Raw genomic sequence first — 23499 nt, 5'->3', positions numbered from 1 at the left:
TTTATAGGTAAAATCAGAGCACTTTTACTTGTTTATTTTGTATGGTGGGAATCAACAAACCTAATTGATAAAAATAATTATTCCAAATGAAAAGGATTTCAGCTAACTTATCTAGAATAGTAAATATCTGTGTACTATTTTAAGGTAAGGAGACATTTATTTATATGATTAAAGTTAGAAAGATATGCGTTGATAAACATATTGATTCTGCTGGTTGGTTTGGCGTAGCTTGGCTGTTGTGCATCATTCCATTATCGTGGATATTACCACCGCAAATCAGTTGGGAAAATGGCATTTTAGAAAATTCACAGGTGATGATATTATTCGTTGGTGTATTTATGAGTTTTTATTTTTATATAGAAGATCTTTCATCTCAAGGGAAAAAACTTTGGGCTTCCATTGGTGCTTTTTTTGTGATGCTGGCTGGTCGTGAATTAAGCTGGGGCAGAGTTCTTTTTCAAACAAAGCTTACGCCATCCGGCCCAGAATTAATTGCGATGAATCAACTACCACATTCAAATATTATACAAGGAATTATTCTGTTATTTATTCTTAGCGTAATAAGTGCTCTTATTTATAATATTCCGTGGGATAACGTTATTACGATACCCTTGCCTATAATGTATCTTACACTTGGGCTTAGCAGCTTTATTTTATCAGCAATCGGCGAACACCACTGGTTGCTTTCCCCTAAACAAGGACAGACGGTAGAGGAGCTGTCTGAATTGTTAGCTTATTTTATGATTGTAAAAATTGTAAAGTATTATGCTGCTTCGTTAAAAAATAATTCAATTTGCTAAAAGATTTCCTGGCTTGTTAGAGCAGATAAATGTAGAAGCTATAATAGTTTACATTTATCTGCTCTGATGCTATAATAGAATTATATTAAATTTAAGTGTGATATCTAAAGAGTGGGTGCAAACCCACTCTTTACTCTTATATTTAAGAAAATTAATATTTTATTCATTCCACGTGTACGGGAGGTGTTTCGATGGCAAATCAAATAGAAAAAATCGTAGAAAAAATGGCGTTAGAATTTCTTAAAGACACTAATATTGAATTGATTGATGTTGAATATATAAAAGAACATCACTGGTATTTGAGAGTCTTCATAGATAAAGAAGGCGGTATTGAAATTGAAGATTGTCAACAGCTCAGTGAGCAATTGGAAGAAAAATTAGATATTTTGGATCCAATTAAAGATAATTATTTTTTAGAAGTTTCTTCACCAGGCTTAGATCGTATCTTAAAAAAAGAAAAAGATTTTAAAAGACAAATAGGCAGTATGGTCGAAGTAACCACTTATCTGCCTATTAATGGTGAAAAAGTTACAGTCGGTAAATTAACCGGCTATACTGAGGATGCAATTATTTTAGAAGATATTTCTATTCCACGCGACAAGGCTGCATCGGTTCGTTTGCATCTTGAGTTTTAACATACAATTGAATAAGGGGGATTTAAATGAGTAGTAAAGATAAAGGCTTTATGGAAGCCTTTAAACAGTTAGGTAAAGAAAAAGGAATTGCACCAGAGATATTATTTGATGCAATTGAAGCAGCTTTGATTTCGGCTTATAAAAGAAATTTCAGTTCAGCCCAAAATGTACGGGTTTCACTTGATAGGGTTACCGGAGAATTTCATGTTTATGCGAGAAAAACTATTATTGAAGTAGTAGAAAACGATATTGTAGAAATGAGTCTGGCACAGGCAAGACAGATCAATGCTGGCTATGAAATAGATGATATTATAGAAATAGAAGTAACGCCAGCTGATTTTGGTCGTATTGCAGCGCAAACAGCAAAACAAGTTGTTGTACAAAGGGTTCGTGAAGCAGAACGTGGTATTATTTATGAAGAATTTTCTAATCGTGAAAGTGATATTTTAACGGGTATTGTACAGCGTACGGAAGCAAAAAATGTATTTATCGACCTTGGTAAAGCAGAAGCAATTCTAACTCCCTCGGAACAAATTCCATTTGAACAATATAATCATGGTGATCGATTAAAATCATATATTATAGAAGTGAAAAAAACATCAAAAGGTCCTCAGATTTTAGTATCGCGTACACATCCGGGACTGCTGAAACGTTTGTTCGAATTAGAAGTTCCGGAAATTCACGATGGTATTGTTGAAATTAAATCGGTAGCCCGCGAACCAGGTATGCGTTCTAAAATTGCTGTATTTTCGAAAGATGAAGATATAGATCCCGTTGGTTCTTGCGTTGGTCACAAGGGCATGCGCGTCCAATCAATTGTAGACGAATTAAAAGGCGAAAAAATCGATATTGTAAAATGGAATGCAGATCCGGGTAAATATATTGCAAATGCATTGAGTCCGGCTAAAGTTGTATCCGTCGATGCTAATGAAGAAGAAAAAATATCCAAAGTTGTTGTTCCGGATTATCAATTATCGCTAGCCATCGGCAAAGAAGGTCAAAATGCCCGTTTAGCTGCGAAATTAACTGGCTGGAAAATCGATATAAAGAGTGAAACACAGGCTGCTGGACAAATTGCGGCAACACCTGAAGTTTCACCAGTAGAAGCTGAAAAAGATCTTTCAGTGGAGGCTAAATAAGCATGGTTACGCAAAAGAAAATTCCGCAGCGAATGTGTATCGGTTGTCAACAAATGCGTGATAAACGCGATTTAGTTCGTATTGTCAGAACGCCGGAAGGTGAATTTTTGATTGATCTCACCGGCAAAAAATCAGGTCGTGGTGCCTATATTTGTCATAATGTCGATTGCTTTACAAAAGCAGTCAAAGAACGTCGTTTTGAAAAGTCTTTTAAAAGTGCGATGGATAGTAAAATTTATGAAGAATTAAAAACCGGGATTTTTCAAGTCAATGAATGATACGGATAAAAAAATAATAAATTTACTTAGTATGGCTCAAAAAGCAGGGAAATTAGTTTCTGGTGAATTTGCTGTTGAGAAATATATACAAGCTGGTAAAGCTTCGCTTCTTTTAGTTGCAGCAGATGCATCCGAAAATGCGAAAAAACAATATAAAGATATGTCCGATACATATGGGGTCCAAATGTATTACGTTTTAACGAAAAATGATTTGGGAGCCACTATCGGCAAAAATATCCGTGTAGCGATTGCTCTTGCTGATAATGGATTTATCAAAGCTTTATTAAAACTCATCAATAGGAAAGCAGAAATCTAAATGGGGGTGGATCGATGTCCAAATACAGAATATATGAATTAGCAAAAGAATTTAATACTACAAGCAAGGTGGTTCTTGATATATTAGAGCGTAATAATAATACAGTAGCAAAAAATCATATGAGCAGTGTCGGTGATACAGAGAAAGACATCATAACAAAAACATTTGCCGGTAAAACCAGTACGGAAACAAAAGTTGCAGCTAAAGTTACAACTCCAACGCCAGCTCCGACTACGATTGTAACGAAAACGGCAGCTGCCGCACCAAACAACAATTTCAAACCAAAAGCACCCGTACAACCAGTACGTAAAAATGATGGTCCCAGACCATTTATAGCACAAAAACCAAATAACAATGTTTCAGCCAACCCACATAAAGGGCCAAGTAATCAAAATTTTAATAAACCAAAACCAGCAGTGAATCATACTGCAACAAATACAGCAGTCAACACTACAGCTGCTACGCAGAATAGCAATACAAATAATGGCGCACAGCCGAATAAACAAGGCGGGCAAAATTCACGAATGAATAATAATGCAAATAAAAGTACATTCAATCCTAATAATCGTAACACGAACAGCCGTAACAGCAGAAACTATCGGGGCAATAACCGCGGTAGAAATAACCATATCCAATACAATACACCTAAACCAGAACCAATCAGACCTAAATTGATTAAAATTGGGGAATCTTTGACAGTAAAAGAACTTGCTATGAAGATGGGCTATAGTGTTACTGAAATCATTAAAAAACTTTTAATGATGGGCGTTATGGTAACAATTAATCAGGAAATTGATTTTGATACAGCAACACTTCTTGCTGGTGAATTAGATGTAGTCGTAGAAGAATTGCCACCTGAACAAGATCCTACAGAAATTCCTGAAATAGAAGATGATCCTAAATCACTTGTTCATAGACCTCCGGTTGTAACGGTTATGGGACATGTCGATCATGGTAAGACTTCTTTATTGGATGTAATCCGTAAAACATCGGTAACCGAACGTGAAGCCGGTGGGATCACACAGCATATTGGGGCATATCAAGTTATGTGCCAAGGCAAAAAAATTGTATTTTTAGATACACCAGGTCATGAAGCGTTTACAGCGATGCGTGCTCGTGGTGCACAGGTTACAGATATTGCCATTTTGGTTGTAGCGGCAGATGATGGCGTAATGCCACAGACGATTGAAGCAATCAACCATGCCAAATCAGCGAAAGTACCAATTATTGTTGCAATCAATAAAATAGATCGTCCTGGCGCAAACCCTGACCATGTAAAACAGCAGCTTGCTGAACACAATCTCATTCCAGAAGACTGGGGTGGTCAAACGGTTATGGTTCCTGTTTCTGCTAAACAAAAACTTGGGATCAAAGAATTATTGGAAATGATTTTACTTGTTGCTGAAATGCAAGAACTTAAAGCAAATCCAGATCGCGAAGCTCGTGGTATTATTATTGAAGCACAGCTTGATAAAGGACGCGGTCCAGTTGCAACCGTTCTCGTACAAACAGGAACGCTTCGCATTGGTGATTCAATTATTGCCGGTACTGCACATGGTAAAGTACGTGCTATGATTAATGACCGTGGCGAAAAAGTCAAAAAAGCGGGTCCTTCCGTTCCGGTCGAAGTTCTTGGGTTATCAGATGTTCCAGAAGCTGGAGATATTTTAGCGGCACTGGATGAAAAATTGACTCGTTCAATTTCTGATAAGAGAATTGAAAAACAACGTAATGATTTGATGCGTTCGAAGAAAGTATCGTTAGATGATCTCTTCCAACAAATTCAAGATGGTAATATAAAAGATTTGAATATCTTAATTAAAGCCGATGTACAGGGGTCTGTCGAAGCTCTCAGCAGTTCACTATTGGCTCTAAACAAAAATGATGAAGTTCGTGTAAACATCATTCATGCCGGTGTTGGTGCTGTTAATGAATCCGATGTTATGCTTGCTTCTGCATCAAATGCACTTATTATTGCATTTAATGTACGTCCAGACACAAATGCACGTAAATTAGCTGATAACGAAAGTATCGATATTCGTACGTATCGTGTTATTTATGAAGCAATTGGCGATGTTGAAGCTGCTATGACGGGAATGCTGGCACCACAGTTTAAAGAAGTTATTCAAGGTAAAGCAGAAATCCGTCAGGTAATGAAATTCTCCAAAGCACTTGTTGCTGGTTCTTATGTTTTAGAAGGTAAACTCACAAATTCTTCTAGTATCCGAATTATTCGTGATAATATTGTTGTATTTGAAGGCCAAATTGAATCACTCCGACGCTTCAAGGATGATGTAAAAGAAGTAGCATTTGGTTATGAATGTGGTGTTACGATTGAAAACTTCAAGGATTTCCGCGAAGGCGATATCGTTGAAGCTTATACCATGGAACAACTTGCACCGCAGGCACTTAATAAATAAGAAACGAAGGGACGGGGTAATATGGGTCAGCTTCGTATGGAAAAAGTTCAAGAACTCGTAAAACAAGAAGTCAGCCAAATTATTTTGCAAGAATTAAAAGATCCAAGAATTGGGTTTGTTACGGTAACACAAGTAGATGTAACGGGTGATTTGCGAAGCACAAAAATTTATGTGAGCATAATGGGTAGTGATGAACAAATTAAAGCCTGTTGGGATGGATTGCAAAGTTCAATCGGTTATATTCGCCGCGAAATTGGTAAACGAATTCGTCTGCGCTGTACACCAGAAGTAACTTTTCAGCTTGATAAATCACTTGATTACAGTACACATATTCAAAAATTACTTATAAAAATCAAAAAAGACGAGGCAGAGTAATTTCATGAAGATAGATCTTAAACAAGCAGCGGATGTAATAACGAAATATAAAAATTTTGTTATTACATCACACGTAAATCCCGATGGTGATGCACTTGGTTCTGTTTTAGGTCTGGCACATTATCTGAAAGCAATCGGTAAAAATGTTACATGCTTAATTGATGATGATCTTCCTGCTAATTTTAATATTCTCCCGGGTTATGAATTGTTGTCTAAACCCGGGCAGATTATTGAAAAAATCGATCTTTTGATTGTCTTAGATACTGGTATAGATCGCATTGGTCAGATCAAAGAGCTGGCCAATGCACCTATTCTGAATATCGATCATCATATTTCGAATAATAGTACGGTTGATTATTTATATGTGGATCCTGACCGCGCAGCCACGGGCGAAATTATTTTCCAGCTTTTAAAATTCATGAAGGCAGCTTTCGATAAAAATATAGCTACTTGTCTTTATACAGCAATCGCAACCGATTGTGGTTTTTTTCGTTATGCGAACACAACGGCTTTAACGATGCGAATCGGCGCCGAACTTTTGGAATTTGATGTAAAACCCAATTTGATATCCGAAGCCATTGAAAAAAAAACACTGACTGCCGTACGCGGCATTGCTTTAGCATTGAATACACTTGAAATATTCAAAAATGGGAAAATAGCACTACTTGCAATTACACAGGATATACTGGCTCAATGCGTGAGTACAGAGGGCTTTATTGATTTAGCACGGATTATCGAAGGTGTCGATGTTGCTGTTATGGTCAAATATGTCGATGAAAATACGTGCCGAATTAGTATGCGTTCTAAAACAACCAATGTCAGTCTTATTGCTGAAACATTTGGCGGTGGCGGACATATTCGAGCTGCGGGATGCACAATGCATGCACCGGTAGGAGCTGCTAAAGAAACAATTGTTGCTGCAATCGAACAATCAATGGAGGATTCATACAATGCTTGACGGTTTTATCTGTGCTTTAAAACCACCGGGAATGACTTCTCATGATATGGTGAGTTTTATTCGTAAGGTTTATGGTATAAAAAAAGTTGGACATGCTGGTACATTGGATCCTGGTGCAGCTGGAATCTTACCGATTGCGCTTGGAAAAGCTACACGGATGATTGAATACATGACCGATGCCGATAAGTCGTATCGGGCTGAGCTTACTTTTGGTTTTTCTACCGATAGTGGTGATGATACAGGTACAATATTGACACAAGAAAATTTTACAATGCCTTCGTTACGACAGATAAACGAAACGTTCCAGCAACTCATTGGTGAAAATATTCAAATTCCACCAATTTATTCAGCTATAAAAATTAACGGAACACGGGCTTGTGATTTAGCAAGAAAAAATATCGAAGTTGAAATTCCTTCACGCACCGTTCATATTCATAACATGGAACTACTAGAAGTTGAAGAACCTAAACTTTTGTTTGATGTTGATTGTTCTAAGGGGACTTATATACGGACACTGTGTATCGATATTGGTAAGAAATTAAATATTCCTGCTGTGATGTCTTTTTTAGTTCGTACGCGTGTCGGTTGTTTTTCTTTGGCCAATGCATATACTTTGGATGAAATTAAAAATAATCCGCAACAGGCTATACAGCCTATCGATTCTGTTTTAGTGCATATGCCAGCGGTTGAGCTTACGAAAGCTCAAATTTCTTTTTTTCAACAAGGACAAAAAATCACTGAAAAACAACCAATAAATTCATCTTCATTGGTAAGAATTTATGATAAGGAACTAGGCTTTATCGGTATCGCCCGTTATCAGGCTGAGACCGCTTGTATTGTACCAGTTAAAGTCGTTTTTCGTTAAGCTGTATTCTGTAATCAAATTTTTCCCTTGATCGAACTAAGGAGTTAGATTACCAATGCAAATTTTTTCAACAATTACTAATTTAACTAAAGAATATTCAAATATCGTTGTTGCTTTAGGAACCTTTGACGGTGTACATTTAGGTCATCAAAATATCATTAAACAAGCAATCCGCTTAGCAAAGTCTATTCAAGGGACAAGTGTAGTCTTTACATTTAGCAATCATCCGCTTGGCGTTATTTCGCCTAAAAAATGTCCTTTACAAATCAGTGATAATATTTGTAAGGAAACTGCAATGCGAGACTTAGGAATTGATGTTTTGATGAATATACCATTTACCAAAGAGCTTGTAACCGTCACACCATTAGAATTTTTACAGCTTTTGCAGGACAATCTAGCACCTAAATACGTGGTCGTTGGTCCTAATTATACATTTGGCTATAAAGGTGAAGGCAATCCAAAGCTTCTTTTGAAAAGAAGTCAAGATTTTGGGTTTATTTCGGAAATCCATCCGGTAGTTCATCTTAATAATCAAATAATCAGCAGCACGAAAATAAGGCACCTGTTGCTCGAGGGGCAGCTTGATGCTGCAAACATGCTTATGGGAAGACCTTTTAGATTATGCAGCAAGGTAGTCCATGGCGATGAACGCGGTCGTCTGCTAGGTTTTCCAACAGCGAATTTAGCTATTGAAAATCATCGAGTCATGCTGCCGAATGGCATTTATGTTGTTCATGTTTTTTTCCGTGAAAAAACATATCGCGGTATTGCAAATATTGGTACAAATCCAACCTTTAATGGTGTTAATCGACATATTGAAGTACATATTCTTGAATTTAAACAGGATATTTATGATCAACTCATTACGATAGAATTTGTGCAAAAAATACGTGATGAAGAGAAATTTTCGTCGGTTGATCAATTAGTAAAACAAATTAAACTGGATATTAAGCAAGCAACAACAATTTTTAATTTACATTGATATTTTTTTATGATATAATATCACAAGTATCGTACATTTATGATACGTTGATCCGTAGCGAGGATAGCGAAAAACTCCGACGATATCTTGGCTAACGGAATGAATTACAAAACAGGAGGTATTTTTATACTATGTTAACACAAGAAAAGAAACAAGAAATCATTGAACTTCACGCTGTGCATGAAGGTGATACAGGTTCATCCGAAGTGCAGATTGCAATTTTGACTGCACGTATTACTTATTTGACTGAACATTTGAAAGAACATAAAAAGGATCATCATTCACGTCGTGGTCTTTTAAAAATGGTTGGACATCGCAGAAGATTATTGAATTATCTTCATAACAATGCAATTGACCGTTATCGTGCAATTCTTGCAAAATTAAATCTTCGTAAGTAATAGAAGCGGGAGTATTCCCGCTTTTTTCTTATGTTTTCGTGTAAAAATGAACTATATAAGATGATTTCCCTAAAATTTCAATTTACAATAAATAAAAATAGCTAGGAAAAGTAGTAGGAGGAAATTAAATGCATAGTTTTGAGATGCAATTAGGTGGCCGTTCTTTCATTATTGAGAATGGTAAAATGGCTAAACAAGCCAATGGTTCTGTATTAGTTCGTTATGGTGATACAGTTGTTTTAGTTGCTGTAACAGCTTCATCGGCACCAAGAGAAGGTGTTGACTTTTTTCCATTAACCGTGGATTATGAAGAAAAATTATATTCTGTAGGTAAAATCCCTGGTGGCTTTATTAAAAGAGAAGGACGTCCAAGCGAATCGTCCATACTCTGCAGCCGTTTGATTGACCGTCCAATTCGTCCTTTGTTTGCTGAAGGATTCAGAAATGATGTACAGATTGTCGCTACGGTATTATCTGTTGATCAGAACAATCCATCCGATATCGCTGCTATGATTGGCGCATCTTGTGCTTTATGCGTGTCAGATATTCCTTTTAATGGTCCGATTGCCGGTGTCAAAGTTGGTCATGTTGATGGTCAGTTCATCATCAATCCAAACATTGAACAAACAAAACAATCTGATTTACACCTTACAATCGCTGGTTCCGCAGATGCTGTTATGATGGTTGAAGCAGGGGCGAATGAATTGTCAGAAGAAGTAATCTTAGATGCAATCATGTTTGGCCATGAAGCGATTAAGGAAATTGTAGAATTCCAGAAAAAAATTGCTGTTGAATGTGGTAAAGAAAAACGTGAAGTACAATTATTCAAAGTGGAAGAAGAACTTGAACAGGCTATTCGTAAGCAAGTTACGGATAAATTGGATGTTGCTGTACGTAATCCCGATAAACATCTTCGTGATGAACATATTGCTGCTGTCAAAACCGATGCACTGGAATATTTCCTTGAAATGTATCCTGAAAATGCAAAACAGATTCAATATGTACTTCATAAAATTGTTAAAGAAACCGTGCGTAAGATGATTACCCATGAAAAGATTCGCCCAGATGGCCGTGAAGTAGATGAAGTTCGTCCTGTAAGCTGCGAAATTGGTATACTGCCACGTACCCATGGTTCTGGTCTTTTCACACGTGGACAGACACAAATTCTGACAATCAGCACATTAGGATCACTTGGTGATGAACAAATTATTGATGGCATTGGCAGTGATGAATCGAAACACTATATCCATCACTACAACTTCCCAGGTTACAGTGTAGGGGAAGCAAAACCTTCACGTGGTCCTGGTCGTCGTGAAATTGGACATGGCGCCCTGGCAGAAAGAGCTCTCGTTCCTGTTTTACCAACACTTGAAGAATTTCCGTATACATTGAGACTTGTATCTGAAGTATTAGAATCGAATGGTTCCAGCTCAATGGGCAGTGTTTGCGGCAGTACTTTATCTTTGATGAATGCTGGTGTACCAATCAAACGTCCAGTATCTGGTATTGCAATGGGACTTGTCAAGGATGCTGATCAATATACAATTTTAACCGATATACAAGGCATGGAAGACGCCTTAGGCGATATGGACTTTAAAGTAGCAGGTACAACGGAAGGCGTAACAGCAATTCAAATGGATATAAAAATTGCTGGTATTACGCGTGAAATTCTTGCTTCGGCCTTATCACAAGCAAAACGTGGTCGTGCATTTATCTTAGATAAAATGTTGGAAGTTATCGATAAACCAAGCGAAGAACTTTCCCCATATGCACCACGCGTAACAACGATTAAAATTAATCCTGATAAAATCCGCGATGTCATTGGACCAGGCGGAAAAACAATCAAAAAAATTATTGATGAAACAGGCGTACAAATCGATATCCAGGATAGCGGTACAATCTTTATTTCGGCTGTTGATATTGAAAGCTCAAAAAAAGCAGTTGCTATTATTGAAGACATTGTACGTGAAGTTGAAGTTGGAGCCATCTATAAAGGTAAGGTTACTCGCTTGATGAACTTTGGTGCATTTATCGAAGTAATGCCAGGTAAAGAAGGCCTTTGCCATATTTCTCAGCTTGCGAAAGAACGCGTTGAAAAAGTAGAAGATGTCGTTAGTGTTGGCGATGAAATTGATGTAAAAGTTACCGAAATTGATCGACAAGGTCGTGTGAATTTATCACACAAAGCAACTTTATAACAGACAAAAAAGTCCTGGAACTTAAGTTCTTAGGACTTTTTTATTTAAAAATTTACATATTCTGCTGGAGTGAATCGGTATAATTTGATATATAACGTTGTATACCGTTAAAAATCATTTCACTTCTTGTATCAGGGATTATCGGCAGCCACTCAGCATCTGGTGTTTTTTTTATCGTATTTTCAACGGGTGTAGCGTCGGCATGGAATAACTGTGAAAATACGGTTCGAATTTGTCTCTTTTCTAAATCACACTCTACATAAGACATGCGATATGCAACGTTTTTTATATCAGCAAGAACATCTTCATCGAGATCACTATCTTGCAGAATTTTTGTAAGAGATTGCATACCACCTGCCGTAGTTTGCGATTTAACCCAAGTGTAAATCTTACTTTTATCTGAATGGGGGTCATCCATTACAGATTTAATCGTATTCATATCAATGAAAAAATCTACTGAATCGTTTGAAGCAATCCACTGCCAGCGATCTGCCGCAAAAACAACATTAGTCATGACGATAAAGAAAATGCAGAAGAATGTAAGTGTTCTTAATTTATTCAAATAAATTTTCCTCCTTTTATATGTTATCCACATGTGGTTTTAATGTAGTTAGTCTTGTTTTGTAACTTTAGATAACTTGAAATAGATTCATTGATACTATTGTACTACTATTTTACATAAAATAACATCTTTCCCTTTTAGCTTAGTATGAATAAAATATTATTAATTTTTAGCAGGTAATTCAGCAGACTTGTAGAAATTAATATATAGAAAGATGGAGGTGACAATTATGATTAAAAAATTAATTGGAATCGGAATTATCTTATTTTTTTTCTTGCCAACTCCGCAAGCTTCCTGTTCATCTAGTGATAGTATCGATCAACAACTGAATGCTTTTCAAGACAGCATAGATGCTTCATCCGAATCTTTAGCAGGACTTAGTGACAGTACTGAAGATTTGAGCTCACTCAGTCAAATCAAGCTACTGGTAACACAATTGAAAACAACCACAACGCAGCTTAATTCGCTGAAAAATCAAATGAAAAGTATCACAAAACAAACAAGTGCCTTAACCTCTTTAATGGAAAAAGTTACGCAAACCACAAAAGTATACGAAAAACAAAAAACGGATTTAAAAACTTTAGTAAAAGACAAACAAAGTTCATTTTTAGATTCACTGTCGCTAGCACTTCTGAGTAAGTTATTATAATAAAAATTAAATTACTTCAAATAAAAAGACGACACGCTGCATAAGCAGCGGCGTCTTTTTTATTTATAAAAAATTAAATATATTGTATAAAAGATTGACTGCCTCAACCACTTTTTAAATAGGCTAAAATAGAGAGGTGTAATTTTTAATTACTACCGAGAAGAAAATAGCCTTTCAAAACTCGTTTTAAGACTTATATTTTATGGTACGAATATAAATCTATGCATTTCAATTAAGCATATCTTAAAACGAATTACACGCGATTTTTTAACGGTGTTTTTTCAAAGTGGATAGAGTGAAATGAATTACCGATAATTAACTATTATCGAATTTTTATCTAAAAATCCCTTTAAATTAGTCATAAAAGGAGCTGTAGTGGTAATTTTGCCTACGCTTTGCCAACTGAATTTTAATTATTGATTCACAATTTGCTCTAAAATAGAGACAGTTCGATCCTGCATCTTTTTACGTACATGCGCATAAATATCAGTAGTAGTTGCCAAGTTCTTATGTCCGAGTCGTTTTGATATATCCAGCATGTCGGCACCATTTTCCAACAGCATCGTCGCATGCGTATGACGCAGCATATGGAAATTAAAAGTTATTCCCAGTTTCTTTTTGCATAAAATAGATAAATAACGTATATCATTATGCGAGAGGGGTTCGCCATTTTCTTTCACACACACTTGGCCGGATTTTATATAAAATTTCCCGTATTTAAGTTTATTTTTGACTTGATTCATCTTTTCTTCTTTTAAAATAGACCGCAACGTAGGTCCGAAAGGGATATCGCGTACACTAGCCTTGCTTTTTGGTGGTCCATTACGGCGGCTTTCACCACTTTTTGTATCTAGCAAAGTTTCCCTGATTTTTAAAACATTTGCCTCAAAATCGATCCTGGTCCACTCTAGTGCTAAACACTCACCCACACGTACACCAGATAGATACGCAATCATTATCGGTATGTAAAAAATGCTATTTTTGAAATTATTTTGGATGGTAGTGAGTTCTGTATCTGTCAAAGTTTTCATTTTACGCTGTATATCTTCTTTTATTTCTATATCAAATTTTGGCAATTTTATATATCTTGTTGGGTCTTCTTTTATATACTGCAAAGGTTGAACTGCATACGCGAGCGCAATGGAAAGTACCGCAAAAATCTGTGAAACAGTACTTTTTTTATAACCATTTATTTTTTTGGAATTGATAAAATCCTGCAGTACTTCTGGCTGTAAATATTTCAATTTATAAGCGCCCAATGATGGTTTTAAGTGATTTTCAATGATTTTTATATAGGTTTTTTGTGTATTATAGGCAAGATTGATACTGTATTGCTTGATCCAACGGTCCAAAAAATCTGCAAATGATATTTCACTTGATGTCCGAAATATACCATTTAAATCCATCTCGTATAATGCTTTGTGCAAGGCCTTTTCGGCATCTTTTTTTGTCGTGCCTGCAACACGCTCAACCCGTTTTCTTTTGCCATCAACCGTTGATAATTCAAATGAATAGTACCACTTTTTCCCACGTTTTCTGATATGCCCAAAAGACATTTCAATCAATCCTTTACACCGTAATAATATTTGTAAGAACATCTTTTGTTTGTTAGTTTAGAAAAGAAGAGCATAATTTACATATCGCAGATTATGTATAAATTATATATACAAAAATATAATTAAGTATATATAATTTAATTTATTTTGATTTACTATAATTAAAATAAATATATATAAAGTCGTATTTTCTATAATTAATATATAAAAAAATATTGAAAATCATTGAAATTTTACATTTTCCATACATAAAATAAATAGTTTCAAAAAACTTGCATGCTTTATTATTTTCGATTCGAATCGTTATTTTTCCTCTTCGTTAAAAACATTTTTTGAAAGACCATGCTTCAATTCAAAAAGTGGTTGAGGCTGTCGACAAATTATGAAGGGAAGTATTTTCCCTATGAAAAAGAGATATCAATGTTAAAATGATATCTCTTTTCATTATTTTGCATTTGCATTCATAACTGAAAATACAAAACCAGTTTTTTCTATATATTTAAAATGATATTTTTTATCGCCGCGAATCGAGTCATTGTCAGCCTGACGAATATCCGCGCCTTCACCAAAACCAAGTTCATTTAAAATGTCCTTGCGTTTATTACGGGGAACGTCTGGGCTCATGATATCAATCACAACTCCCATGGATGTCACAAATTTTATTAGATCGTCCTGTGATGATGGCTGCGCCATAATCTGCACATGAATTAATTTCCGTGTTGTCTTATCGATCGCACCACTTATCAGTAAATTTGGATTCAATGCGTATTGGAAATCATCCCCTTTATCATTAACATCACCCAAAGAAAGAGCAAACTTTTTTGTATATTCACTATCATTAAATTGCTCTTTAAATTTTTTAAACGTCAAACCTAAATTGGGCGCTGCATTTGCCGCTTGCTTGGCTAACGTTTCGTTCGTTTGTTTTTGAGTCATCAAATTGCCGCCAAAGGTCGTAAAAACAAAAATAAGTGCAATAATAATAATACCAAATCCGATATACATCGTTCTTTTTTTATGGCTTTTCGCAGCTTGTTCCAGATCGCCTAAATAACGGCCGCAATGGTGGCAAAGGGTTTCTTTAGGGGCAAGGTCCGTTCCACAATACTTACATTTCATAGATCCATCATCCTCGATTACAATTTATTTACATCAAACTGCTTTTTATTATACTAAAAAACCAACCATAACGCATCTAATATTTTAAAAAATAAACAGCGGTTATTTTCTCTATCCACGTCATTACAAAAAAAGTAATCAAAAAATCGCATTATATATGATATAATTAAGAGTATGTCTGCTTTAAAGCGTACCGAAACAACCATTCATACTAAAATAAAGAGAGGGGATTTGCGTTGATTATTATCCATAGGGCAATTTTGCATATTTTAGATTTTAATTCTGGTCTCACCGTTTTTTCAGATCAAGAATTATTAGTCGAAAATAGCGTTGAAACCTTCTTATTGAAACATATTGAGAAATCGTATGCCGATCAAAATGCCAAAAAAGGAACTTTTTACGAGGATAGTACATTTAAAGAGCAACTTCATTTGTATTTAAAAGAAGAAAATACGTTTATTGATTTTTCCAAGTATATTGTCAAAACGGTTTATACCGCAATATCACATTCTGAACAGCTTGATTCCGCTGATATTCTGGTATGTGATATCACAATTGATGACGAGCGCAAAATTGTAGTTTTTAAATGCAATAACCATATGGGCTTTATACACCAGGTAATCCAAACGGATGAAGGTGTAAAAAATGATATTATCAATCATTATGCTATTATGCCGAATTTATCCCAAAAAATCGACGAATTTTCTTTTATCAATACAGCCGATGATGCAATAATTTTTGTTGATAAAAAATACGTAATGGATGGTAATAAAGTCAGTATTTTTCCTGAAGTTCTTCTGGAATGCAGCCAAAGTGTTTCACCAAAGGAAACAATCAGTCTTGTTAGTAAAATCGCTAAAAAAGTTGCTGATGAATATGGTCAGGATGATATCGTAGCGGCAACAGCGGTAAAATCGTTTATTACCGAAACAATACAAGATTCACCGAACGTTGAACCAAAAGAAATAGGTCGCGAAATATTCAAATCGAATCCATCCATGCAGGCGTCTTATATGGAACAAATCCAAGAGGCTGGTTTGCCAGAGCGAGTCGAAGTGGAACAAGAAGCTACATTAAAGCGACTGCGAAACCATAAACTAAAAACAGATACAGGCATAGAACTTACGATTCCACTTGATTATTTTAATAATACCGATTTTGTTGAATTCAATAATAATCCGGATGGAACTTTGTCTATTACCTTAAAACGTATTTTAAATGTAACGAATAAATCGTAATACCTTAATCGATGCAAAACATTTACAAAAATAAAATTTAATGAGGAGGTGTTTTTTTGGAAGTACATGGCGATACAAAAGGTATTAAAAAATATATTTTAGATCAATTAAACGCTATTTATGATTTACAGATACCGCTTGGTCAAATATCTACTAATGAAATCAACGAAAAAATGCTTGAAATAACACAAATGATTAATCGTGAAGTGGCAGTTTATATAAACCGCCAGGGAAAAGTCATGCAAGTCGCGATTGGTGATACATCGACCATCAGTCTGCCGGAAATAAAAGAACGGACCTCAACACTACGGCTTTCTGGCATTCGCTGCATTCACACGCATCCAAGCGGTGATACAAGGCTTAGTCAACCTGATTTATCCTCATTGCGTCGTATGCGTTTTGACGCAATGGTAGCCATTGGACAACAGGGATCCGATATGCTGGCCAGTATTGCTTTTTTCACCGGCGAGTATGACGAAGATGATGTGCCGCAGCTGCAAGGATTAGGTCCAACCAGTCTGACGGAAATCCACCAAATTAATCTAACCTATTTGACGATGCTCATTGATAAACAACTTGCTAAACATAATGCTCTAATGACAATAGATGATGAAGAGCGGACTATCCTGGCAGGAATTGATCTTGCAAACTCCAAAAGTACCTGGACAATTGAAGATTCATTAAAAGAACTTGAACAATTAGCTGAAACCGCTGGAGCAAAAATCGTTGCTACTGTTACCCAAAAAAAAGATCGTCCTGATATGGCTTTATTTTTTGGCAAAGGAAAAATTCAAGAAATATCGATGTTGATTCAAGAAACGAATGCGAACATGATTGTATTCGATGATGAATTGTCACCATCACAGCAACGCAATATCGAATTGATGCTTGGCATTAAAGTTCTCGACCGAACGGCTTTAATCCTTGATATTTTTGCTCAAAGAGCTAGATCACACGAAGGAAAACTTCAAGTTGAACTGGCCCAGTTACGCTATGCACTGCCACGAATCAGTGGACAGGGGCTTGTTTTATCAAGACTTGGCGGAGGTATCGGCACCAGAGGCCCTGGAGAAACGAAAATGGAAGTCGACCGACGCCATATTCGTTCAAAGATTAATGATATTGAAAAACAAATTGAAGCGATTAAAAAGCAGCGTCAGCTGCATCGTGAAAATAGAGAGTCTTCCAATATATCCACCGTAGCACTTGTCGGTTATACCAATTCGGGCAAATCAACACTGCTAAATGCCTTGACTGGCTCCGATGTTTTTGCTGAAGATAAGCTCTTTGCAACATTAGATCCAACAACCAGGCAGGTGACACTCAGTACAAACCAAAAAGTTCTCATTACGGATACCGTTGGTTTTATTCAGAAGCTACCACATCATTTGGTTTCTGCCTTTAGAGCTACTTTAGAAGAAGTACAAAGTGCTGATCTATTACTGCATGTAATTGACAGCAGCCAAATCAATTACAAACAGCAAATGGATTCAGTTGTTACCGTCTTGCGAGAATTAAAAACAGCGGATAAACCAACGCTCAATGTATTCAATAAAATCGATAACCTAAATGATGACGATACATTAAAAACCATGTTAACAACCCCTGACAGTATTGGAATATCAGCTAAACAAAATATGAATCTCGATTTATTAAAAACAAAAATCGAAGAATATTTTGCTGGGAAAAATGTCAATTTAGAATTATTAATACCATATGACGAAGGTAGTGCCATCACCTTATTACATGAAATCGCCATGGTACAATCTACCCAGTACAACGAAGCTGGAACACTGATAAAAGCATCGGTTCCTCGTGAGGAAATTAATAAATTCAAGAAATATATGTTAGAGGAGACTACTATTTAATTATGCCATTTACAAATAAAATCCTTCAAATGAAAGTAGCGGCGCTAAAGGAGTGCGCTCCATATTTTAAAACAATCGAAGAAATCTCTGAGGAAAATACCTTAAAAGTATTGGAAGCTATGCGTAAAACAAAAGTTTCCGACATTCATTTTAATACAACTTCCGGTTATGCCTATGACGATATCGGCCGAACGAAATTAGAAGAACTTTATGCGGAAATTTTTGGTGCAGAACGAGCTTTGGTGCGTACGCAATTCGTCTCCGGAACACATGCACTAGCAACTGTTTTATTTGGTATTTTAAGGCCGGGTGATGAATTGCTTTCCATCACTGGCAAGCCATATGATACTATGCAGACCGTAATCGGTTATGAACAACCAAGTTCCGGTTCACTTAAGGAATTCGGGATTCTTTACGATGAAGTGCCAATGTTAAATGGGAAAGTAGACTTAGAACGGGTAGGCACTAAGATAAAACCAACCACCAAGGTAGTATTAATTCAACGCTCTCGTGGTTATAGTATGCGTTCACCACTTACGATTCAAGAAATCAAAGACATATGTACTTACGTAAAAAAAATAAAAAAAGATTGTATCTGTTTTATCGACAACTGCTATGGTGAATTTGTTGATACGTTGGAACCAACACAAGTCGGGGCAGATATCATGGCTGGGTCGCTTATCAAAAATCCAGGTGGCGGCATTGCTCCAACTGGTGGTTATATTGTTGGCAAAGATAATCTGGTAAAACTTGCTTCCTATCGTTTAACGGCACCAGGAATGGGGGATGAGCTGGGTGCATCTTTAGCCAATAACCGTTTGCTGTTCCAAGGCTTGTTTTTAGCACCACATGTTGTGGCACAAGCCGTAAAAGGGGCGATTTTCGCTTCCGTACTCTTTACGAAACTTGGCTATATGACATTGCCACGCCCGCAAGATGATCGTGGTGATATCATTCAGGCCATTGAGCTTGGAACCAAAGAGCGTTTAATTGCTTTTTGTCAGGGCTTACAAAAATACTCTCCTGTAGATTCTTATGTAACGCCTGAGCCGTGGGATATGCCAGGATATACAGATCAAGTCATCATGGCAGCTGGTACGTTTGTCCAGGGTGCTTCGATTGAGCTGAGCGCGGATGGACCAATGAGAGAACCTTATATCGTTTACCTGCAAGGCGCATTAACGTTCGAACATGCAATAATTGGCATAATGGGTGCTGCTCAAGCAATTGAAGATTTGCAATAAACATAAAAAGAGCGATTGTCTCAGACAGGATGAACTCCAATCTGGGGCAATCGCTCTTTTATAAATCAATTCATCTGCCGATAGACGCCGATCACTTTTCCGAGAATAGAAACATTTTTTTCATAAAAAGGTTCCATTGTATCATTTTCCGGTTGAAGCCGAATGCAATCTTTTTCCTTGAAAAATCGTTTTACTGTAGCATTTTCATTATCAATCAGGGCTACAACCACATCATTATCATTGGCGGTATCCTGCTCGCGAACCATGATATAATCACCATCAAAGATACCAGCATTAATCATGCTTTCACCTTGTACTCTTAACATAAACGTTTTGTCCTGTGTTCCTAGTAATCCTTGTGGAAATGAAAAAACATCCTCAATGTTTTCCTCAGCCAAAATAGGAATACCAGCTGTGACCTGACCGACTAAAGGTACGGAAATAGTCTTTGACCATGGTTTTGCTTCTAAAATATCAATTGCCCGAGGTTTGGTTGGATCTCTTTTAATAATTCCCATAGCTTCTAACTTTGCCAAGTGACCATGAACCGTTGAGCTCGATTTTAATCCTACGGCTTTCCCAATTTCACGCACAGCAGGCGGATATCCTTTTTCTAATAGAAAGGACTTTATAAATTGCAATATTTTTTGCTGACGGTCGTTTAGCACAACGTCATGATTCATTATAATCACTCCCGATTCATCAAACATACAAGTTAGTATTATTATAGCACAGATCGCATTGATTGCAAACGTTCGTTCTTAGTTTATGGAAATTTTTTTACAATCATTCATTTCCTATTTTCCTTTACATTTATGAAAAACAAGATTATCATATAGTGATGAAATTTTAATGATAGAAAAAGGAGTGTGCAGCTTGAATGAATGGTTATATTATCGTAATTGCACTTTATTCACTTGTGTTAATTTTAATTGGGACAATTATGTCAAAAAAAGTGAAAACAACGGATGATTTTTTTGTCGGTGGCCGAAACTTTGGTTCACTGCTTTTGTTTATAACGCTTATTGCCCCAAATATTGGTGCGGGTTCAACCGTAGGCGTGGCTGGTCTTGGCTTTAAATCGGGGCTTTCTGCAGCCTGGTGGATTATTGCATCAGCAATTGGTACGTTTTTTTTAGCATTTATCATCGGCCCTGCCATTTGGCGTTTAGCTAAAAAGTATAATTTTTATACATTAGGTGATTTTTTAGAGTATCGATATAATCGAAATTTTCGCGGACTTATATCTTTGTTTATGGCAATTGGAACCATTGCTATTTTTGCTGGTCAACTTATGGGGATTGCCTGGATTTTATCCACGGTGGCGGATATCAGCAAAAATACCGGTGTTCTAATCGCAGCTATTGTTATTGTTCTCTATTTTTGTGCCGGCGGGTTATTATCAGCTGCTTATGTAAACATAATTGAAGTTTTGGTAAAACTCATTGGTTTCTGCATTGCTATACCCTTTGTCTTTCATTTTGTCGGTGGCTGGAGCGGCTTGGAAACTAAAATTGCGGCAAATTTAGGCAGCAGTTTGCAAGAAAATAACTATTTCAGTATGACCGGCTTAGGCTCAAGTGCTATTATGGGTTTTTTCTTGATGCTTACACCATCCTTTTTCATATCACCCGCACTGATTGGTAAAATTTATGGAGCAAAAGATGAAAAAACTGTTCGTCGCAGTACCTGCTTATGTGGTATTGCAATGTTGTTTTTCGCTGTAATTCCGGTTATTTTAGGCATGGCTGCTTTCGCAATAAACCCTGATTTAGCACAACCTGATTTAGCACTACCTTATGTTATGAAAGAATGTATGCCTTTTTGGGCTTCCGCATTTGCCCTGGCCGCTATTTTTTCAGCTGAAATAAGTGCAGCAGATGCTGTACTTTATATGATTACTACGTCTTTTACGAAAGACATTTATAAAAGCTTCATCAATCCCGGTATTTCGGATGAAAAACTTTTAAAGAGCACACGTGTTATTACAGCTATAACCGGTATCATTGGCGTAGGAATGGCTATGATTTTACCGAATGTTATTTCAGCATTATCTATTTTTTATGCATTGATGTCTGTGTCTTTAACCGGTCCGTTATTGTTTGGGCTTTTCTCTAAGCGGGCGAGTACCACATCTGCTTTTATTGCAGCAATCGGCGGAATTATCGTTACAGTATTTTTACAATTTGGCAACGCCGGAAAGGGGCTATGGGTCTTAAATGCACAATCTACCGGGATTTTGTTTACAATCCTTATTATGTTTTGTCTATTATATGCAGCGCCCAAGCGTAAGAATATTATATCCGAGACGCCAACTAAATAAACTATATAATTTTTCTTAAATATGCTATATTTCATTTTGGACAGACTGATATATTAAATTTCTTTAATGCATTATATAGTCAAATGATCTATATTTGTGGTATCATTTAAATATGTACCATAAATTAGCATAAAACAAAAAATAAAAAATTTATTTAATTTATAGGAAAAGAGAGATATTTGTGATTATTAAACCAAAATTTAAAGGTTTTATCTGTACTACAGCCCATCCTGATGGTTGTGCCGCATCGGTAAACGAGCAAATTGATTATGTGAAAAAGCAACCGCACGTAGACGGTCCTAAACATGTACTTGTCATCGGCGCATCTACCGGTTATGGTTTAGCTTCAAGAATTGTCTCTACATTTAACTGTGGAGCAGCTACTATTGGTGTGTTTTTTGAAAAACCGCCTGGTGGTAATAAAACAGCTACAGCAGGTTGGTATAACAGTGCCGCTTTTGAAGAAAATGCTATCGATGCTGGTTATTATGCAAAAAGCATTAATGGGGATGCTTTTTCAACTGACATTAAAAATCGCGTGATTGATTTAATCAAAAAAGACTGGGGCAGTGTTGATTTAGTAGTGTATAGTCTGGCATCGCCTAGACGTACGCATCCGGTCAGTGGTGAAACACTTGTTTCTTCCATTAAACCAATCGGAGAATCTTTCACTAGTAAAAATATTGATTTTCATAAAGAACTTGTCTCTGATATTACAGTCGCTCCTGCAACGGATGACGAAGTGCGGCAAGCCGTAGGCGTAATGGGGGGCGAAGATTGGGAAATGTGGGTACAAGCCCTCCAAGATGGCAACGTTTTAGCGAAAGAAGCTACTGTTATCAGTTATTCCTATATCGGTCCTGAAGTTACGCATCCAATTTATCGTGATGGAACAATCGGTAAAGCCAAAGAAAGCTTAGAAAGTTCTGCTCAAAAAATCAATGGGCTCTTACATAAAGACGGTGGGCGAGCTTTTATTTCTGTCAATAAGGCAGTCGTTACGCAAGCCAGTACAGCAATTCCAGGCATGTCACTATATATGTCCTTATTATTTAAAGTCATGAAAGAAAAAGGCTTACATGAACATTGCATTGAACAAATCTATCGGTTATTCCACACTCAATTATATGGAACAACACCAACACTCGACGCCAAAGATCGAATCCGACTCGATGACTGGGAAATGAAACCAGAGGTACAACAAACGGTAAAAAAATTGTGGGAACAAACCTCTACTGAAAATTTAACAGCTATTTCGGCTGTTGATGAATACCGAAATGATTTTTTCCGTTTGTTTGGCTTCGGTTTTGCTGGTGTTGATTATGAAAAGGACATACCTTCATTAAAAAAAATTCCTAGCATCAATGAATAAAGTTACGTGATAAGTAGTAGATAAAAGTGAGGCTCCATGATGAAAAACCTATCCATCATGGAGCCTCACTTTACTGAAACAGTGAATGTTTGTCTTCGATCAAAAAAGAATCTCTACGGCTCAATCGTAGAGATAAAAAAGACAATATTCAATGAATCAATATCTTAATTATAGCACTTTTATGAACAAAATGGGCAAGAAGAA

General features: G+C 36.4%; 22 protein-coding genes. 18 read left to right on the top strand and 4 right to left on the bottom strand.

The genetic code is table 11. The features are described from left to right. The first annotated feature begins 164 nt into the window (after positions 1 to 164). From BMY14_RS04355 to BMY14_RS04300, 12 genes are all read left to right on the top strand, one after another. Positions 165 to 800 carry a hypothetical protein gene (locus BMY14_RS04355; RefSeq protein ID WP_091829538.1) on the top strand — a complete coding sequence of 212 codons (636 nt, stop codon included), beginning with the start codon at positions 165 to 167 and terminating at the stop codon, positions 798 to 800. Between the two features lie 191 nt (positions 801 to 991). Then, the gene (locus BMY14_RS04350; protein ID WP_091829536.1) at positions 992 to 1435 is read left to right on the top strand and encodes a ribosome maturation factor RimP; all 444 of its coding nucleotides are present in this window, start codon (positions 992 to 994) and stop codon (positions 1433 to 1435) included. Between the two features lie 26 nt (positions 1436 to 1461). Continuing rightward, positions 1462 to 2574 carry a transcription termination factor NusA gene (gene nusA / locus BMY14_RS04345; RefSeq protein WP_091829534.1) on the top strand — a complete coding sequence of 371 codons (1113 nt, stop codon included), beginning with the start codon at positions 1462 to 1464 and terminating at the stop codon, positions 2572 to 2574. Positions 2575 to 2576: 2 nt separating this feature from the next. Beyond that, positions 2577 to 2852, top strand: coding sequence for an RNase P modulator RnpM (rnpM, locus tag BMY14_RS04340; protein WP_019553148.1), 276 nt, complete (start codon positions 2577 to 2579; stop codon positions 2850 to 2852). Beyond that, complete coding sequence (locus BMY14_RS04335) at positions 2845 to 3168, top strand: L7Ae/L30e/S12e/Gadd45 family ribosomal protein (protein ID WP_019553147.1); 324 nt, start codon at positions 2845 to 2847, stop codon at positions 3166 to 3168. The genes rnpM and BMY14_RS04335 overlap by 8 nt, the downstream gene beginning before the upstream one ends. Before the next feature lie 14 nt (positions 3169 to 3182). Beyond that, complete coding sequence (gene infB, locus BMY14_RS04330; protein ID WP_091829532.1) at positions 3183 to 5588, top strand: translation initiation factor IF-2; 2406 nt, start codon at positions 3183 to 3185, stop codon at positions 5586 to 5588. A 21-nt stretch (positions 5589 to 5609) separates the two neighbouring features. Further along, positions 5610 to 5963: a 30S ribosome-binding factor RbfA gene (gene rbfA, locus BMY14_RS04325; RefSeq protein WP_019553145.1), complete on the top strand. Its 354-nt coding sequence runs from the start codon at positions 5610 to 5612 to the stop codon at positions 5961 to 5963. Between the two features lie 4 nt (positions 5964 to 5967). Next, positions 5968 to 6921: a DHH family phosphoesterase gene (locus tag BMY14_RS04320; RefSeq protein WP_091829530.1), complete on the top strand. Its 954-nt coding sequence runs from the start codon at positions 5968 to 5970 to the stop codon at positions 6919 to 6921. Then, entirely contained in the window at positions 6914 to 7786 is an 873-nt protein-coding gene (gene truB, locus BMY14_RS04315; protein WP_091829528.1) for a tRNA pseudouridine(55) synthase TruB, read from the top strand. The genes BMY14_RS04320 and truB overlap by 8 nt, the downstream gene beginning before the upstream one ends. A 55-nt stretch (positions 7787 to 7841) precedes the next feature. After that, positions 7842 to 8768 carry a bifunctional riboflavin kinase/FAD synthetase gene (locus BMY14_RS04310; RefSeq protein ID WP_091829526.1) on the top strand — a complete coding sequence of 309 codons (927 nt, stop codon included), beginning with the start codon at positions 7842 to 7844 and terminating at the stop codon, positions 8766 to 8768. 131 nt (positions 8769 to 8899) lie between these two features. Then, positions 8900 to 9166 (top strand): 30S ribosomal protein S15, encoded by a 267-nt coding sequence (rpsO, locus tag BMY14_RS04305; RefSeq protein ID WP_019553141.1) that lies wholly within the window; start codon positions 8900 to 8902, stop codon positions 9164 to 9166. Between the two features lie 128 nt (positions 9167 to 9294). Continuing rightward, positions 9295 to 11364: a polyribonucleotide nucleotidyltransferase gene (locus BMY14_RS04300; RefSeq protein ID WP_091829524.1), complete on the top strand. Its 2070-nt coding sequence runs from the start codon at positions 9295 to 9297 to the stop codon at positions 11362 to 11364. A gap of 52 nt (positions 11365 to 11416) precedes the next feature. Here BMY14_RS04300 and BMY14_RS04295 read toward each other — a convergent pair whose 3' ends face one another. Then, positions 11417 to 11926 (bottom strand): hypothetical protein, encoded by a 510-nt coding sequence (locus tag BMY14_RS04295; RefSeq protein ID WP_091829522.1) that lies wholly within the window; start codon positions 11924 to 11926, stop codon positions 11417 to 11419. 229 nt (positions 11927 to 12155) lie between these two features. Here BMY14_RS04295 and BMY14_RS04290 point away from each other — a divergent pair, with 229 nt between their 5' ends. After that, a complete protein-coding gene (locus BMY14_RS04290) occupies positions 12156 to 12575 on the top strand; it encodes a hypothetical protein (protein WP_019553138.1) in 420 nt (139 codons plus the stop codon). A gap of 413 nt (positions 12576 to 12988) precedes the next feature. Here BMY14_RS04290 and BMY14_RS04285 read toward each other — a convergent pair whose 3' ends face one another. Continuing rightward, positions 12989 to 14131 carry a tyrosine-type recombinase/integrase gene (locus BMY14_RS04285; RefSeq protein ID WP_177177475.1) on the bottom strand — a complete coding sequence of 381 codons (1143 nt, stop codon included), beginning with the start codon at positions 14129 to 14131 and terminating at the stop codon, positions 12989 to 12991. 444 nt (positions 14132 to 14575) lie between these two features. Beyond that, positions 14576 to 15250, bottom strand: coding sequence for a hypothetical protein (locus BMY14_RS04280; protein ID WP_091829518.1), 675 nt, complete (start codon positions 15248 to 15250; stop codon positions 14576 to 14578). A 236-nt stretch (positions 15251 to 15486) separates the two neighbouring features. Between BMY14_RS04280 and BMY14_RS04275 the strand changes: the two genes are divergently transcribed. From BMY14_RS04275 to BMY14_RS04265, 3 genes are read left to right on the top strand one after another with little or no spacing between them, the layout of a single operon-like run. Beyond that, complete coding sequence (locus BMY14_RS04275; protein ID WP_091829516.1) at positions 15487 to 16488, top strand: nucleoid-associated protein; 1002 nt, start codon at positions 15487 to 15489, stop codon at positions 16486 to 16488. A 56-nt stretch (positions 16489 to 16544) separates the two neighbouring features. After that, positions 16545 to 18356, top strand: a complete 1812-nt coding sequence (gene hflX / locus BMY14_RS04270; protein ID WP_091829514.1) for a GTPase HflX — start codon at positions 16545 to 16547, stop codon at positions 18354 to 18356. 2 nt (positions 18357 to 18358) lie between these two features. Next, on the top strand, positions 18359 to 19600 hold the full coding sequence (locus BMY14_RS04265) for a methionine gamma-lyase family protein (RefSeq protein WP_091829512.1): 1242 nt from the start codon (positions 18359 to 18361) through the stop codon (positions 19598 to 19600). Between the two features lie 65 nt (positions 19601 to 19665). Here the strand turns inward: BMY14_RS04265 and lexA are convergent, their stop codons facing one another. Then, a complete protein-coding gene (lexA, locus tag BMY14_RS04260; protein ID WP_091829510.1) occupies positions 19666 to 20283 on the bottom strand; it encodes a transcriptional repressor LexA in 618 nt (205 codons plus the stop codon). A 197-nt stretch (positions 20284 to 20480) separates the two neighbouring features. Here lexA and BMY14_RS04255 point away from each other — a divergent pair, with 197 nt between their 5' ends. Together BMY14_RS04255 and fabV are read left to right on the top strand one after the other, a co-directional pair. After that, on the top strand, positions 20481 to 21923 hold the full coding sequence (locus BMY14_RS04255; protein ID WP_091829508.1) for a sodium:solute symporter family protein: 1443 nt from the start codon (positions 20481 to 20483) through the stop codon (positions 21921 to 21923). 181 nt (positions 21924 to 22104) lie between these two features. Then, on the top strand, positions 22105 to 23295 hold the full coding sequence (gene fabV / locus BMY14_RS04250; RefSeq protein WP_091829506.1) for an enoyl-ACP reductase FabV: 1191 nt from the start codon (positions 22105 to 22107) through the stop codon (positions 23293 to 23295). Positions 23296 to 23499 lie beyond the last annotated feature (204 nt).

This window comes from Propionispira arboris (assembly GCF_900109225.1).
GTDB classification, from domain to species: domain Bacteria; phylum Bacillota; class Negativicutes; order Selenomonadales; family Selenomonadaceae; genus Propionispira; species Propionispira arboris.
The sequence above is the reverse complement of the archived record's forward strand: the minus strand, read 5'-3'. Positions and strand labels throughout refer to the sequence as shown.